This window comes from Sphaerochaeta sp. (assembly GCF_050256055.1).
Taxonomy (GTDB): Bacteria; Spirochaetota; Spirochaetia; order Sphaerochaetales; family Sphaerochaetaceae; genus Sphaerochaeta.
The window spans coordinates 70998-86253 of sequence record NZ_JBFWIJ010000004.1 but is presented as its reverse complement, the minus strand read 5'-3'; the positions used below and the strand labels follow the sequence as shown (position 1 = coordinate 86253).

The 15256-nt window shown below is 51.7% G+C and carries 15 protein-coding genes; 3 read left to right on the top strand and 12 right to left on the bottom strand.

Going from position 1 to position 15256, the window contains the following annotated elements:
• Positions 1–22: 22 nt before the first annotated feature.
• The 5 genes from hydA to AB7C91_RS02610 all read right to left on the bottom strand — a co-directional run bounded on the left by hydA (position 23) and on the right by AB7C91_RS02610 (position 6293).
• A complete protein-coding gene (hydA, locus tag AB7C91_RS02630) occupies positions 23–1423 on the bottom strand; it encodes a dihydropyrimidinase (RefSeq protein ID WP_428589040.1) in 1401 nt (466 codons plus the stop codon).
• 56 nt (positions 1424–1479) lie between these two features.
• Positions 1480–2931, bottom strand: coding sequence for an aminomethyl-transferring glycine dehydrogenase subunit GcvPB (gcvPB, locus tag AB7C91_RS02625; RefSeq protein ID WP_428589037.1), 1452 nt, complete (start codon positions 2929–2931; stop codon positions 1480–1482).
• Positions 2928–4283: an aminomethyl-transferring glycine dehydrogenase subunit GcvPA gene (gcvPA, locus tag AB7C91_RS02620; RefSeq protein WP_332447943.1), complete on the bottom strand. Its 1356-nt coding sequence runs from the start codon at positions 4281–4283 to the stop codon at positions 2928–2930. Before gcvPA ends, gcvPB begins: the two co-directional genes overlap by 4 nt.
• 65 nt (positions 4284–4348) lie before the next feature.
• Entirely contained in the window at positions 4349–4732 is a 384-nt protein-coding gene (gene gcvH / locus AB7C91_RS02615) for a glycine cleavage system protein GcvH (protein WP_332447944.1), read from the bottom strand.
• 31 nt (positions 4733–4763) lie between these two features.
• Positions 4764–6293, bottom strand: coding sequence for a glycine hydroxymethyltransferase (locus tag AB7C91_RS02610; protein ID WP_332447945.1), 1530 nt, complete (start codon positions 6291–6293; stop codon positions 4764–4766).
• 182 nt (positions 6294–6475) lie between these two features.
• On the opposite strand from AB7C91_RS02610, the gene AB7C91_RS02605 reads away from it, so the two are divergent.
• Both AB7C91_RS02605 and infA read left to right on the top strand, forming a co-directional pair.
• Complete coding sequence (locus AB7C91_RS02605; RefSeq protein ID WP_332447946.1) at positions 6476–7858, top strand: sodium-dependent transporter; 1383 nt, start codon at positions 6476–6478, stop codon at positions 7856–7858.
• 69 nt (positions 7859–7927) lie between these two features.
• The gene (gene infA / locus AB7C91_RS02600; RefSeq protein ID WP_013607767.1) at positions 7928–8146 is read left to right on the top strand and encodes a translation initiation factor IF-1; all 219 of its coding nucleotides are present in this window, start codon (positions 7928–7930) and stop codon (positions 8144–8146) included.
• Positions 8147–8187: 41 nt separating this feature from the next.
• On the opposite strand, the gene AB7C91_RS02595 is transcribed toward infA, so the two are convergent.
• The 7 genes from AB7C91_RS02595 to AB7C91_RS02565 form a co-directional block, all read right to left on the bottom strand.
• A complete protein-coding gene (locus AB7C91_RS02595; protein WP_332447947.1) occupies positions 8188–9177 on the bottom strand; it encodes a Smr/MutS family protein in 990 nt (329 codons plus the stop codon).
• Positions 9178–9822 (bottom strand): CBS and ACT domain-containing protein, encoded by a 645-nt coding sequence (locus AB7C91_RS02590; RefSeq protein ID WP_332447948.1) that lies wholly within the window; start codon positions 9820–9822, stop codon positions 9178–9180.
• 61 nt (positions 9823–9883) lie between these two features.
• Positions 9884–10642: an ABC transporter ATP-binding protein gene (locus tag AB7C91_RS02585; protein WP_332447949.1), complete on the bottom strand. Its 759-nt coding sequence runs from the start codon at positions 10640–10642 to the stop codon at positions 9884–9886.
• Positions 10639–11418 (bottom strand): ABC transporter ATP-binding protein, encoded by a 780-nt coding sequence (locus tag AB7C91_RS02580; RefSeq protein WP_332447950.1) that lies wholly within the window; start codon positions 11416–11418, stop codon positions 10639–10641. Before AB7C91_RS02580 ends, AB7C91_RS02585 begins: the two co-directional genes overlap by 4 nt.
• Entirely contained in the window at positions 11415–12332 is a 918-nt protein-coding gene (locus tag AB7C91_RS02575; RefSeq protein WP_332447951.1) for a branched-chain amino acid ABC transporter permease, read from the bottom strand. Before AB7C91_RS02575 ends, AB7C91_RS02580 begins: the two co-directional genes overlap by 4 nt.
• 1 nt (position 12333) lies before the next feature.
• Positions 12334–13251, bottom strand: a complete 918-nt coding sequence (locus tag AB7C91_RS02570; protein WP_332447952.1) for a branched-chain amino acid ABC transporter permease — start codon at positions 13249–13251, stop codon at positions 12334–12336.
• Between the two features lie 109 nt (positions 13252–13360).
• The gene (locus AB7C91_RS02565; RefSeq protein WP_332448227.1) at positions 13361–14533 is read right to left on the bottom strand and encodes an ABC transporter substrate-binding protein; all 1173 of its coding nucleotides are present in this window, start codon (positions 14531–14533) and stop codon (positions 13361–13363) included.
• Between the two features lie 244 nt (positions 14534–14777).
• Here AB7C91_RS02565 and mscL point away from each other — a divergent pair, with 244 nt between their 5' ends.
• Entirely contained in the window at positions 14778–15212 is a 435-nt protein-coding gene (gene mscL / locus AB7C91_RS02560) for a large-conductance mechanosensitive channel protein MscL (RefSeq protein WP_332448226.1), read from the top strand.
• The last annotated feature ends 44 nt before the right edge of the window (positions 15213–15256 follow it).

Genomic DNA, 15256 nt, shown 5'->3' with positions numbered 1-15256 from the left:
TGCGTCCTGTTCAGCACATACTTCAGTGCATGATGGTTTTGCCGCGTCCCACATCATGCTGCGGTATGAACTCCCCATTTCCGGGAATTCCCAGATACATGTTGTCCCCCATGATCAACCGCCCGCGAAGGTAGGTCATCACCGGTTTCCCGATGACCTGCATGCCTTCATAGGGCGTGTACCCACTTGCACTGTGGATGGTATCCTTGCTGATCGTCCATGCCTCATCGGGATCGAAAAGAACCAGGTCGGCATCACTGCCTACGCGGATCGAACCCTTGCGGGGATACAGACCGAAAGCTTTCGCCGGAGCGGTGGACAGCAGATTCACCACCTGCTGGATTCCGATCCGACCGCTGTTTGCGGCGAAGGAATAGACAAGGCTCAACAATTCCTCAGTTCCAGGAATCCCGGGGAAAATCGTACGGCAGTCATTGCTGGAAAGCTTCTGCTCGCGGGTGAAGGAACAGTGGTCGGTCGCAATGACCTGCACTTCCCCGTTGAGCACCGCCTCCTGCAAAGCCTCGTTGTCTTCCTCGCTTCTCAGCGGAGGGGTCATAACATACAACGGACCATCCGGTCCCTCAAGCTTTTCCTTGTTCAGGAACAGATAGTGCGGGGTGGTCTCTACAATGACCCGCAGGCCCTTAGCCCTGAGTTCCCTGACCTTCTGCAACCCAGCCTTGCTGGACAGATGCACCACATACAGGCTCATATCCAGTTCCAAGGCAATCCTGCCAACCGTATCGATGCCGCGAGCTTCCACTTCGCTCGGTCGGAGCAGGGCATGGGCTGCCGGAGTATATGCTCCTTCGTACGACTGGTCGATCTTCTGGATGGTTGCATCATCCTCACAATGCACGCTTACCATGATGTCAAGTTTCTTGCACAAGGAGAAAAGCGCTTTCAATTCCTTGGGATTCTCGATCATGTACCCTACATTCTTGTACGTGGTGAACAACTTGATCACCTTCACACCCGCTTGCTTCAGGGCGACAAGTTCTTCCTCCAAACCCTCACGATAGGAATATACGCCCTGGTGCAGGGAAAAGTCGACGGCCATTCCCTCTGCCATCGCCGCCACCCGCTCGTTCGTGCAGCGCACAAGGTTGCCGCTCTTGTCATCATCGGCAAAGTCGATGACACACGTAACACCTCCGAAGGCTGCACAGCGACTGCCTTCCTCGAACGAGTCGGCTGTCACGGTACCTCTGCTTATCAAGTGGTAATGGGTATGGGCATCGATGATCCCGGGCAGTACGCACAGCCCTTCGGCATGCACGATTTCCGTATTCTCGGGAATCTCTTGTGCTTCGATCGATGCAGCGATACGCACTATCTTCGAATCTTCCACCAAGATGTCTGCATGCCTGGTCCATTCGGTATCAACGAGAAGTCCGTTTTGTATCAGTAGTCTCTTCATATCTCTAGGATACCCTAGGAATGAAGAGACTGCCAAGCAAAAAGTGCGAGAGGATGCTAGTAGCGGAGGTTCGGTTCCTTCACCGCCTTCACTTCGTCCAGACGCCCCACCACCGTAGTCCGGGGAGCCAACTTGAAGGAAGCGGGATCCTGTTTCGCCCGTTCAAGCAAAGCCAAAAGGGTATCGGCGAAGGCATCCAGGGTCTCCAGACTCTCACTTTCCGTCGGTTCGATCATCAACGCTTCCGATACCAGCGATGGGAAGTACATCGTAGGAGGATGATACCCCTCATCGATCAGAGCTTTTGCAAAATCGAGTGCGGTTACCCCATACGCTTGCTTCAGATCCTCCAGACTGATCACAAACTCATGCATGCACCGCTTCCCGTAGGGAATTGTGAATGCAGGTGACAGTCTTGATGCAAGATAATTCGCATTCAGGACGGCATGACGCGACGCGGCACGCAACCCTTCGCTGCCCATCCGAAGGATATACACATAAGCACGCAGCAAGACCAGGAAATTGCCCCAGAAAAAGCTGACCTTTCCGATGGAATGCTCCAGATCCCAGCGATAGGCATACCCGCTGTCGGAGAGCTCAATATCCGGTTTCGGCAGGAACGGCCGAAGCTTTTCCTTGACCATCACCGGCCCACTGCCCGGACCTCCTCCGCCATGGGGAGTTGAGAAGGTTTTGTGCAGATTCAGATGCACCACATCAAATCCCATATCACCGGGGGTGGCCATGCCCATGATCGCATTTAGATTCGCCCCATCGTAGTAGAGCATCGCTCCCTTGCGGTGCACCAGGTTCGAAATGAGCAGAATTTGCTTCTCAAACAATCCAAGTGTATTGGGATTGGTCAACATGAGCGCAGCGGTGTGCTCGTCAAGCTTGCTTTCAAGATCCGCCAGATCCACCATACCATCCGCATTGCTGGCAATGTTCACCACCTCAAACCCATTGAGCGCAGCGCTGGCTGGATTCGTCCCATGGGCGCTGATGGGAATCAAGATCTTGTTCCGCTCTCCCTCCCCTTTGCTTTGGAAATAGGAGCGGATCATTTTCAAACCGGTGTACTCACCATGTGCTCCCGCACACGGCTGCAATGTCCCCCACGCCATACCCGTAATCGAAGACAGATCTTCCAGCAGGTTGTACATCACGGACAGACAACCTTGGACCGTTGCGGTGTCCTGCAGTGGATGAACCTGGGTGAAGGCTTCCATTTTGGCGATATGCTCGGAAAGCTTGGGATTGTATTTCATGGTACAGGAGCCCAATGGGTACATCCCGTTGTCCACCCCATGGACAAGGTTGGATAATCGGGTGAAATGCCGCACCACATCCAACTCGGCAACCTCAGGCAATCGGGCCGGTTTTGTCCGGCTCAATGCGGCGGGAAGCGAAGGAAGTGCTTGGTCAAAGCCCCTGGGAAGGTCTAATTGGGGAAAGCAGAATGCCTTTCGTCCGGGTTTGGACAAGTCTATCAACAACGGCTCTTTCATTTCATCACCCTCCTGGCTGCCGCGAGGTACAATTCCAGCTCCTCTCTGCTGCGTTTTTCGGTCACCGCCACCAGCAGGACCAATTCATCCTTGACCTGACGGGTCAGGGCAGCGAGACGTACTCCTGCGAAAATCCCTTCGTTACGCAGTTCCTGCATGAATTTGCGCATTTTCTTCGCATCCGAGAATACCAAGGGAAATTCACACCAGAACGGTTTGTCCCATATCAGCGTCATTCCCGGGAGCTGGGCAAGATGATAGGCAAGGTAATGCGCCTTGGTATAACTTTGCGATGCTGCTTCCACCATACCATCCCAGCCAAGGGAGGAAAGGTGGATGGTGGTCATCAAGGCAGCCAATGCTTGGTTGGAACATACATTGCTGGTCGCCCGTTCCCGTTTGATATGCTGCTCACGTGCCTGAAGGGTCAGGGTAAAGCCCTTTCGGCCTTCCCCATCGACCGTAGCTCCGACAATCCTTCCCGGTAGCTTGCGCAGCAGATCCTGTGTAACGGCCATATAGCCGCAACCAGGACCACCAAAGGCCAAGGGGAGCCCAAGCGATTGGGTGTCGCCGATGGCAATGTCAGCGCCCCATTCCGCCTGGCTTTTCTGGATCGCCAAGGACAAGGGATCGCTGTAGATTGCCAAGAGGCAATGTTCGGCATGCAGTTGCTCGGCAAGACCGGAATAGTCTTCAAGCAACCCATACCGGTTCGGGCTTTGGACGATCAGACCGGCACAGTGTTCATCCAGTAATTCGGAAATACCAAGAAGATCGGCAACCCCTTCTTTTTCCGGAACAAGGCGGAGCGTGCGTTCCGTACCTTTCGCCCATGTCTCCAATACCTGGAGAATGAACGGATGCACCGTCTCAGATACCAAAACCGTCGTAGATTTTCGTTTTGCTCCGACCATCAGGTTTGCCGCCTCAGATGCAGCATTTGCCCCGTCATACAAGGAGGCGTTGGCGACATCAAGACCGGTGATTTCACAAATCATGCTCTGGAATTCATAAATTGCCTGCAAAAGCCCCTGACTCATCTCGGCTTGATAGGGGGTGTAGGCGGTGACAAACGAAGGCAAGGACGAGAGGGCTTCAACCGTGGAAGGGATGATATGGTCATACCAACCGCACCCCAAAAATGGGATACCCTGCATATTGCGACCTGCAATGGAATCAATCATCCGCTGCACTTCATTCTCGGTTCTCCCGTGGCTGATGGGAACGGAATCTGCAAGCAGCAGATCCTCTCCCAGAACCTCAAACAATTGATCAAGTGAATCCACACCGATGGCTTTGAGCATATGCTTCCGGTCCTCATCGGTATGGGGAATATAAGGATAAACCATAGTTTCCTCCCGTACATGGACAGAACACCGCCGCCAGATCTGGCGGCGGTGTCTGCTTTTATACTTTACAGTGTTTCAAGGTACGCTTGGTAGGATTGGGCATCCAAAAGGTTTTGATAATCCTCTTGGCTGAAGGAGGTCAGTACATACAAATGATGTGCATAACAATCCTCATTCACCAATTCCGGGGAACCATCAAGCTCCTCGTTCGCTTCCAGTACGGTTCCGGCGATGGGATTGAGGATAGCCGAAGCAGCTTTTACGCTCTCAACGGTGGAGACCTCTTCTCCTTTGCCATACTGTTCTCCCAATGGAGGCAACTCCACAAAGACGATTTCCCCGAGTTCATGTTGGGCGTGGTCGGTGATTCCTACATAGGCTTTCTCACCTTCGATACGAACCCATTCATGATCTTTGCTATAACGCAGATCCTGCAAAATCTTGCTCATCACAAACCTCCAACCATCGCTAATGCTATCATCAGCTTCTCTCGTTGTCGAGAGGAAAGTACTGTTGCAGGAAGGTGAGATCAAGTTCCGGATAGAGCTTGAACTGATCGAGCAGGGCCAGCACACGACTCTGGGCTTCCTGCTTTGCCTGAGCATCAGTAACCGCCTTCGCCTTGCTTTCCTGACCGGCCTTCTCCCCTTTGGTGAGAATGACCGGCTTGGTGTGGCTGAGCACCAAGGCAATGATGGAAGCGATTTCCTTCATCTCCGGCTCACCCATGCCCAATGTGGTTACTGCAGGAGTCCCGATCCTCAGTCCGCTGGTGTACCAAGGGCCGTTCGGATCGAACGGAAGGGCGTTCCTATTGAGCGTCACACCGCATTCCCGAAGTGCACTTTCAGCCTGACGGCCGTTCAAGCCGAACGGGCGTACATCAAGCAACATCAGATGGTTGTCAGTTCCTCCGGTCGCAACCGGAATGCCTGCATCCAGGCATGCTTTTGCCAAAACATTGGAATTTTCAACGATTTTCTGAGCATAGGTGCAGAAACCAGGGTCAAGCGCCTCTTTGAATGCAATGGCCTTGGCTGCCATGACATGCGGCAGCGGACCGCCGATCACCAACGGACACCCTTTGTCCACACTCTCGGCAAATTCCTCTTTACAGAGTACCATGCCGCCGCGGGGACCACGCAGTGTCTTATGCGTAGTGGTTGTCACCACATCCGCCCAGAGTACCGGATTGTAGATGCCGGTGAATACCTTGCCGGCAACCAAACCGGCAAAATGCGCCATGTCAACCATGAACACCGCTCCTACGTTATGGGCGATTTCCGCCATCCGCTTGAAATCGATCTTGCGTGGATAGGCACTGTACCCGGCAAGCAGGATCAAGGGTTTGATTTCATTTGCCAAATTCTCGATAGAATCATAATCAAGCAGTCCGGTCTTCTCATCCACAGCATAGCTGTAGGCATCGAACATCTGTGCGGATACATTCTGGCGGTAGCCGTGCGTCAAATGCCCGCCCGAATAATAATCCAGACCGAGCAACCGCTGGTTGCCCAATTTTTGGCGGACGGTATTCCACATTTCCCTGGACATTTCGCTGGGATTGGTGACGTTGAGTTCTGCTAAGGTGGGTACCTGGATCCGGGCATTCAGAATGGCCCAATACGCCACCAGGTTTGCATCAGCACCACTATGGGGCTGCACATATGCATGTTCGGCACCAAACAGCTTGCAAGCATACTCACAAGCGGCGGCCTCAATCGCATCGACGTTGTCACAGCCAGCATAGAAGCGGTGGTAGGCATACCCTTCGCTGTACTTGTCGGTAAGCAGGTTTCCCATGGCCAATTGGCTGGCAATTGAGGAGAAGTTCTCACTGGCGATCAACTTCAGGTGGGTCCGTTGGTCGTGCAATTCGTGTACGATCCGTGCAGCTATCATCGAATCCACGTCTGCAATGTGCCCAAGGGCTGCCGTGTAGGCAACCATTGCCTCATTTACTTCTTTGGTCTGAGCCAAATACGCTTGCAATGCTTTTGAACTGGCCATCTATCTCACCTCTTGCATGCTTTCTTAGTAGGTATCTTGCCCTTGCACGGCTCCTCTGTCAACGCATCCGGCAGTTTTTGCACAAATCTGTTGCATTTTTCTTTTATATCCCTTTACAATGTTCCGGTTGTCTTATAAGGCAACATATTACCATTCCATGCAAAGAGAGAGATTATCACTATATGAATCAATCAACCACCCGCGAAACATTGGCCAGCCGACTCGGTTTCATCCTGCTTTCCGCCGGCTGTGCCATCGGTCTGGGAAACGTCTGGCGTTTTCCCTACATCACAGGACGCTATGGCGGTGCTGCCTTCGTATTGATCTATGTGCTCTTTTTGGTCATCCTCGGCCTTCCTGTCATGGTCATGGAATTGTCGATCGGACGGGCGAGCAAGAAAAACATCGGCCTGGCGTTTCAGACGCTTACACCGAAAAAGAAAGGATGGCCGGTCTATGGAAAATTTGCCATCGTCGGAAACTATGTTTTGATGATGTTCTACACCACTATTTCCGGCTGGTTGTTCTCATACTTCTTTCATATGCTCAAAGGGGATTTCAGTGGACGTGATGCACAAGCTGTATCTTCCTTCTTTTCCTCGATGTTGGGAAACCCGCTGGGCATGACCTTCTGGATGCTTTTGGCCGTCATCCTCGGCTTCCTGCCTGTTGCCAGAGGATTGCAGAGCGGTGTGGAGAAAATCACCAAATACATGATGATCGGCTTGCTGGCTTTGATGTTGGTGCTCGCCGCAAACAGTTTGAGCCTGAAAGGAGGAGCAGAGGGGCTTCGGTTCTATCTTATCCCTGATTTCTCCCGCATGGCCGAAAACGGATTGTTTGAAGCAATTTATGCAGCAATGGGACAAGCCTTCTTCACCTTGAGTCTGGGCATCGGCAGCATTGCTATTTTCGGTTCGTATATCGGCAAGGAGCATCGGCTCACCGGAGAAGCGGTCCGCATCATCTCGCTCGACACCTTCGTCGCCCTCGCCAGTGGTTTGATCATATTCCCTGCTGCATTCGCGTTCAACATCCAACCCGATGCTGGTCCTTCCCTGATCTTCATCACCCTTCCCAACATCTTTGAACAGATGGCCGGAGGGCGTTTCTGGGGTTCCCTGTTTTTCCTGTTCATGAGTTTTGCCGCACTCTCCACCTTGATCGCCGTATTCGAGAACATCATCAGTTTCTGGATTGATACCAAAGGTGTCAGTCGGAAAAAAGCGACGTTGTATAATGCGATCGCAATTTTTCTCTTGAGTCTTCCCTGTCTTTTGGGATTCAACGTGCTTTCCTCGTTCCAGCCATTCGGTGCGGGCACCGGTGTCTTGGATCTTGAGGACTTCATTGTCAGCTCTACCTTGCTACCCTTGGGTTCTTTGATATTTACTCTCTACTGTACTTGGAAATATGGTTGGGGATGGAACGCTTTTCTTGATGAAGCCAACAGTGGTGAAGGTCTGAAATTCCCTCATGGATTGCGTTTCTACTTCAAATTCATCCTTCCGGCGATCATCATCGGTCTCTTTACCAAGGGATATTGGGATATTTTTATCAAATAGACCTAGGTTGACAGAGCTGGGAGTAGTGCATATAATTTCCTAGCTTTTAAGCAGATATTTGGAGGATTTGTGGCCAAAGAAGAAGCAATTGAAGTCGAAGGAGTCGTACGTGAGGCTCTTCCGAATACGATGTTCCGTGTGGAACTTCAGAACCAACATGTTATCCTAGCCCATCTTTCGGGCAAAATGCGCAAGCACTATATCAGGATTGTTCCTGGCGACACAGTGCGTGTGGCACTTTCCCCGTATGATCTGACCAAGGGTCGCATCATTTACCGGGAACGCTAAGGAAACCGAAACAGGCCGGATCACCGGCCTGTTTTATGCCCTCAACTTTGTTTCAACACTATCCAGATCACTCCGCTCCCCCCATGCATCGCTTTGGGGGTATAGGCTTCGCGTACCACATTGCTGATCCGAATTTGGGATAAGGCAGCTTCCTTGAGCAACGAATAGCCCTTGTCGTTATGGAGCCCTTTACCGGTGATGATGGCAATTTTGAGAAGTCTATCGTCCTTCGCTGCTCGCAAGAAGTCCGCACAGGCTTTCTCTGCTTCAAGTACGGTCATGCCATGCAGATCCAAGGTTTTCTGCGGTTCAAGTGCTCTGAGCTGGGAAATGGTAAGCTCCGCCTCTTCTTTCTCGTGCTTCTCAGCTCGAGCCTTTTTAATGGCGGCATCTTCATCCTTTGCGGCATTCCACGCCCGATAGGTATCGGCGAATGACCAACTGACCGGCCGCTCCCGTTCACCATCAAGTTCATCCTTCTCTTCCAAAGCCTGTTCGATTTCCGCGGTAGGCTTGATCGGTGCATCATCCTTGATCTTGATACGAGGGGACATCGCATTCCCTTTGGGTTGCCTGCCTGACTCATGTCCCTCGAATTGGTCCAAAAGGGAGCCGAAGTCCTGCTTCGGGGTATATGCCTTACTCTTCTTGATTGGATCAACGCTCTTCTCGGCCTGTTGCCGTTTCTCAGCCTTCTCTCCCTCCCAAGCAGAAAGGATTTCCCCAAAGCTCTTTTCCACCTGCACCTTGCTGTAGCTCTTCATCCGCTTGGTGACGCCGCCAAGCTCCCCGGTGGCTTCCCAACTGGAAAGAATATCACCAAAGTTCGCCTTCGGGTCGTATCCGAGTACGATCGGGTCCTTGCGCTCGGAAGCCGACTTCACCACAGCTGTCGGTTGAGTTTTCTTGAGGACCTTCGGTTTGACTTGTTTGATATCCTCAAACGGCCGATATGCATCTGATTCAACTACAAGACGGCTGTTTCCAGCCGCCTTGTGTTCGTCAGAGGTCTTCTTTTTCTTCTTAGACACTCAAACCTCCCTAACATCGAGCAACTGGGAAACGAAGGGTTTGATGATTTCCACCACCTTGCTGATCGGCGCTCCCTGAACCTTTATGGTGCAGATTGCATTGCTCGGATCGGTGCCCATGAAGGTACCGAAGGTGATGATGTCTATGCCCTGCTCGCTCAATGCCTGGCTTATCTTGGCGATCGTCCCCGGCTTGTCTTCGACGATGAATGATACCCGGACCCCGAAATGCCTTGCACCAAACAGCTCAAGCAGAATCTTGAACATGTCACTCTTGGTCACGATGCCGATCAAGCGGTCCCCTTCGAGAACCGGAAGGCTGGACAGATCCTGGTCGACCATCATGCGTGCAGCCTCTTCCACAGTCGTATCCTTGGTGATGGTAACCACGTTCTTGCTCATCAGCTTCTTTACGGTAAGCTTGCTCAATAGATAGGCCATCTCATGAATCGAAAGGCTGCTTGCCGGAGAAGGTGTGGCGTACAGGATATCCTTCTCGGTGATGATTCCCACAAGCTTTTTGTCCTTGTCGAGGACAGGAAGGCGATGGACCTTTTCCTGCTTCATCAACGCGGATGCTTCCGCTATGGACATATCAGGAGTGGCCGTAACAGGATTGCGCGTCATTCTTCGTTCGATAATCATATGGATCTCCTACCTACCATCTAAGAACACTATAATTCAAGCCTGCGGTATTTTCCAGTCATTATTCGCCGAGATACGCAGCGCGAACCTTTTCATTCTCCAGCAATGCGGAGGAGGCGTCATGCAGGACAATCTTGCCGTTTTCCATGACATACCCCTCGGTCGAAGCCTTCAAAGCCATGCGGGCATTCTGCTCAACCAAGAATACCGTCACCTTGTCCTGCTGGTTGATCACTGCGATCTTCTCGAAGATGTCGGCGATTACCAATGGGGCCAAACCGAGTCCCGGCTCATCGAGCAGGATCAGTCGTGGACCACTCATCAAAGCACGTGCAATGGCCATCATTTGCTGTTCTCCCCCACTGAGAGAACGGGTCTTTTGCCGTCGCCTTGCCCCCAGAATGGGGAAAAAATCATACATGGCTTCCTTGCGGTCGTTGATGATGTTCTCGTCGCGAACCAGGAAAGCTCCCATATCTAGATTTTCCTCGACGGTCATATCAGCGAAGACTCTCCGTCCCTCCGGCACCAAGGCTATGCCTTTTGCCGCGATAAGGTCGGTGGTCAGATACCGGGCGTGCTTTCCATGTTTGGGCACATCGGCCTTGGCTTTACAGATTTCTTCCCCATCAAAGGTGATCGAACCGGTGACCAGCGGTTCCTGCCCGACGATTGCCTTTAAAAGGGTACTCTTTCCACTGCCGTTGGCACCGATCAGACAGACAATGTCACCTTGGTTGACGTGCATGCTGACGTGCTGCAGAGCCTTGATGTTTCCATAGGAAACGGAGATATCATCAATGGTGAGCAACTCTTTCATTCTTCTTCCTTCCCAAGATAGGCTTCGATCACGTTGGGATTGTGCTTGATCTCATGGGGAGTCCCCTGGGCAAGCTTCTGTCCATAGTTGAGGACGGTGATCGTATCGCAGATATTCATGACAAGCTTCATGTCATGCTCAATCAACACAACCGTGATTCCCAGATCCCGGATTTTCCGGATGATCTGCATCAGATGGTCGGTCTCCTGCGGATTCATGCCAGCTGCCGGTTCATCCAGAAAGAGGAGTTTGGGATCAGTGGCCAAGGCACGGGCGATTTCCAGTTCCCTTTGCCTTCCGTACGGAAGGTTTTTTGCCAACTCATCCTTCATGGAATGCATGCCGAAGAAGTCCAGCCATTCAAGCGCTTTTCCATAGATCTGACCCTCTTCCTGCTTCAGAAAGATGTAGCTGTTCAAGGCATTGAGGAAACGACCTTTGGTCTGGTCCTTCCCGGTTTTGAAATGCCTGCCGATCATGACATTCTCCACCACCGTCAAATCCTTGAACAAACGTATGTTCTGAAAGGTTCTGGCGATACCCATCCTGCAGATGGTGTGGGCCGGATAGCCGGTGATTTCTTTCTTATTGAAGAACACCCTCCCCGACGAAGGAGTATCCAGCCCGGTCATATTGTTGAAGAGCGTAGTTTTCCCAGCCCCGTTTGGGCCGATCAAACCGGTGATGAGACCACTCTCAACCTGAAAATCGACCTTGTTCACGGCGACAACACCGCCATAGGCACGTGTGAGGCCTTCGGTTTCCAAGAGAATCATTGCACACCTCCACGCTTTTCGACATTTTGGTTGCCGTAACGGATATCCTCACGCCCCAACAAACCCTGGGGACGCCAGATCATCATGACTACCAGAATCAAACCAAAGAGAATCTGTTTGAATTGGGGAGGAATGACGCTGGACAGACCGGTCAACTGGGGGAAGTAACTGATGAACTGAATGATGAAAGCGCCAAGGATGGAAGCCTTGAAGTTGCCCAAACCTCCAAGCACCACCATACACAGTACCATGACCGATACCATGAAAGTATAGGTTCCCGGTGTCACCGAGAGGGAGAAGACCGCTTGGAGCGATCCTGCAATCCCTGCTACTGAAGCTCCGAGAATGAAAGCATACACCTTGTATTTGGTGATGTTGATCCCCATTGACTGGGCTGCAATCTCATCCTCACGGATTGCGGCGAGGGCTCTTCCCATACGAGACCGTGCCAACCGTTGGAATAGGAAATAGGCGATTGCAACGAACAGGATGACCATGACCAGAAATGCATATTTGTGGTAGGGGTTGATCGTAAAACCAAACAATTTGGGCATCGGAATCTTCTGGATACCCATCGGCCCATTGGTCAACGAGTCCCAGTTGTTCAATACGTTGCGCACGATTTCCCCGAAACCAAGGGTGGCAATAGCCAGATAATCTCCCTTCAGACGCAACGTCGGCAGTCCGATCAACAAACCGAATACAGCACTGAGAAGGGCCGCTACCGGCAAGGTGGCCCAGAAGGACCATCCAAAACGGGCAGCGAGAATCGCGGTTGCATAACTGCCGATGGCGAAGAACCCGGCTTGGGTGAGGCTGAGCATACCGCCGTAGCCGGTGATGACGTTCTGACCGATGGACATCAGGGCATAGATGCCCGAATAAATCAAAATGAGTAGGAAGAAATTCAGCATATCAGACTTTCTCCTTTTCGACCTTGCCGAAGATTCCTTCCGGTTTGACCAAAAGGATAATGATCAAGACGCCGAAAGCGATGGTGTCCTTCAAACCGGAGGGGATGCCGAATACAGCTACCCCGAAGGTTTCCAACAGACCGAGCAGAATGCCGCCGAACATGGCACCGCTGATGTTTCCTATTCCGCCGACTACGGCTGCGACGAATGCCTTCAAGCCGGTCATCGTGCCCATGGTTGCATACACCTTGAAGTCAAGGGCAATTAGGATTCCTCCGACTGCAGCAAGGGCGCTGCCGATGGCAAAGGTCATGCTGATGACACGGTTTACATTGATACCCATCAACATGGCGGTATCCTGATCAAGGCTGGTCGCACGCATGGCCTTACCCATCCTGGTTCTATCTATGAACAACTTGAGGATGAGCATCATGGCCATGGAAACCACCAGAATGAGGATCTGATGCGGAGTGATGACCACCTGACCGATATGCAACGGTGAATTATCGAACGGATAGTTGAACTTTCTCGACTGGGTCCCGAACATCCAAGCCGCACTGTTGGAAAGAATGAACGAAACGCCGATAGCACTGAGCAACGGAGCCAACCGAGTGGCTTTGCGCAGGGGTTTGTATGCAACCCGTTCAATGAACATTCCCAAGCCGGCGCTGAACAACATGCTGATCAGCATGGCCAGGAAAAAGGCGACCAAGGTCCAGACCCCGAGCGGCGCACTGCCGCGCAGTGCGTCGAAGGCAAACAGACCTACGTAAGCGCCAACCATCAAGACGTCACCATGGGCGAAGTTGATAAATTTCAGAATGCCATAGACCATGGTATATCCAAGGGCTATCAGTGCGTAGATGCCCCCAAGCGTCAGGCCATTCATCAAATGTTGGAAGAATTCAGCAATTCCCACGATGCTCTCTCCTTCGTACGGAAAACTAACAAGTACGATAACATAAGAAGACCGGTGTAAACAACACCGGTCCTCCCAATTCCCGCAAGACCGGGAAACATTACAGACCTTAGTCGATCTGTGTCAGCACACCATTCACCACCGTGTAGGTGCCCAGGTATTCCGGAGTGGTCTTGTTGACCTTGTAGATACCCTGGTAGGCAACCAAGTCACCGTTCGGAGCAAAGTTTACGACACCCGATACACCTGCAAAGTCCTTCGTTGCAGCAACCGCGTCACGGATTGCCTTGCGGTCGAACTTGCCGGTTGCCTTGTACACCTTGTCCATTGCAGCAAGCAGAATGTTGGTACCATCGTAGGCGTTGGTTGCGAAGCTGTCAGGACCGACACCATACTTTGCTTTGTAGTCGGAGACGAACTTTGCAAATGCCGGGCTTTCCTTGACTTTTGCAGGACCGACGTAGATGACGCCGTCAGTAAAGTCACCAGCGAGGTTGTAAATCTCAGGATTGGAGAATCCATCGCAGGAAAGGAACGGAGTCTTGATGCCGAGCTGAGTGGCCTGCTCAAGGATCTGTGCCATTTCTGCAGTATAGTCAGGAATATAGATGGCTTCGACATTGGCGGTACGAATCTTGGTGAGCTGGGTTTTGAAGTCCTTGTCGCCGACTTGGAATGCCTCAGCGATGGATACTTTACCACCTGCAGCTTCAAAGGAAGCGGTCATGCCTTCGTACAAACCCTGGCTGTAGTCGTTCTTTGCATACAGGACTGCAATGTTCTTATAGCCAAGCTTGTCGTGGAAGTAGCGACCGGCGACTTCACCCTGCAGACCATCGGAAACGACGGTGCGGAATACATAGTCACCGATATTGGTGATGTCAGCGTGGGTAGCGGACGGACTGATCATGACAATGCCTTCATTCTGCACACGTTCACCGACAGCGAAACTTACACCGGTGAAGACGGGGCCGATGAGACCGACAATCTTATCAGAGGAAGAAAGCTTCTCGATGGCGGAAAGGCCTTTCTCTACACTTCCTTCGGAATCCTCGGTTACGAGGGTTACGGGAATCTTACCGGCAATACCGCCTTTGGCATTGAACTGCTCAATGGCAAGCATTGCAGAGTTATCGCTGAGTACGCCATAGTTGGCATAGTCGCCGGTCATCGGGCCGATGAAACCAACTTTGGGACTTGCTGCTTCACTACCGCCCTGTGCAAGCAGGGGAGAAGCCAGCAAAACTGCGAGAGCAGCTACAACAAACAGGCTTTTTTTCATCTTTGGTACCTCCAAATACTACTCGATGCATGCAAAACATATTCTACAACCGAATATTGGTTTAGGTTATACAATAACAAGTATATTTATGCAACAATCAATCATCGTAAATTGAAAATTTTCCTCAGAGTTTTTCTCCATAGGTCCCAAGGTAAAGATATGTCGCCGATTGAGCTCCTGTTTCCATACCCAAATTTCACATGCCGTGATATACTCAAGGCAGCTAGCAGCGAGGGAGGATTTCATGGGAGAGAAGAAACACATGCTCTCTGAATTCAAGAAATTCATTACCAGGGGGAATGTCATGGATATGGCGGTCGGCATCATCGTCGGCACGGCATTCACTGCAATTGTCAGTTCGTTGGTGAAGGATATCCTGATGCCGGTCATCGGCCTGATTCTTGGAGGAGTCAGTTTCGCCGACTTGAAGATCGTCATCTCCGCTGCAACCGAGCAGACAGCGGAAGTCGCCATCATGTACGGCAACTTCATCCAGAAGATCATCGACTTCCTCATCATCGCCTTCGTAGTGTTTATGATGGTACGCACCATCAATACATTCCGCGGTCGAATGGAAGCAAAAAAGAAAGCCGAAGAGGTTGCGGCTCCTCCTGCACCACCAGTCATTCCTGCAGATATTGCACTCTTGACTGAGATTAGGGACCTGTTGAAAAAATGACGAGGCAATGCGAGGGGAGAAGAAAAACCAATCCCCTTGCATAC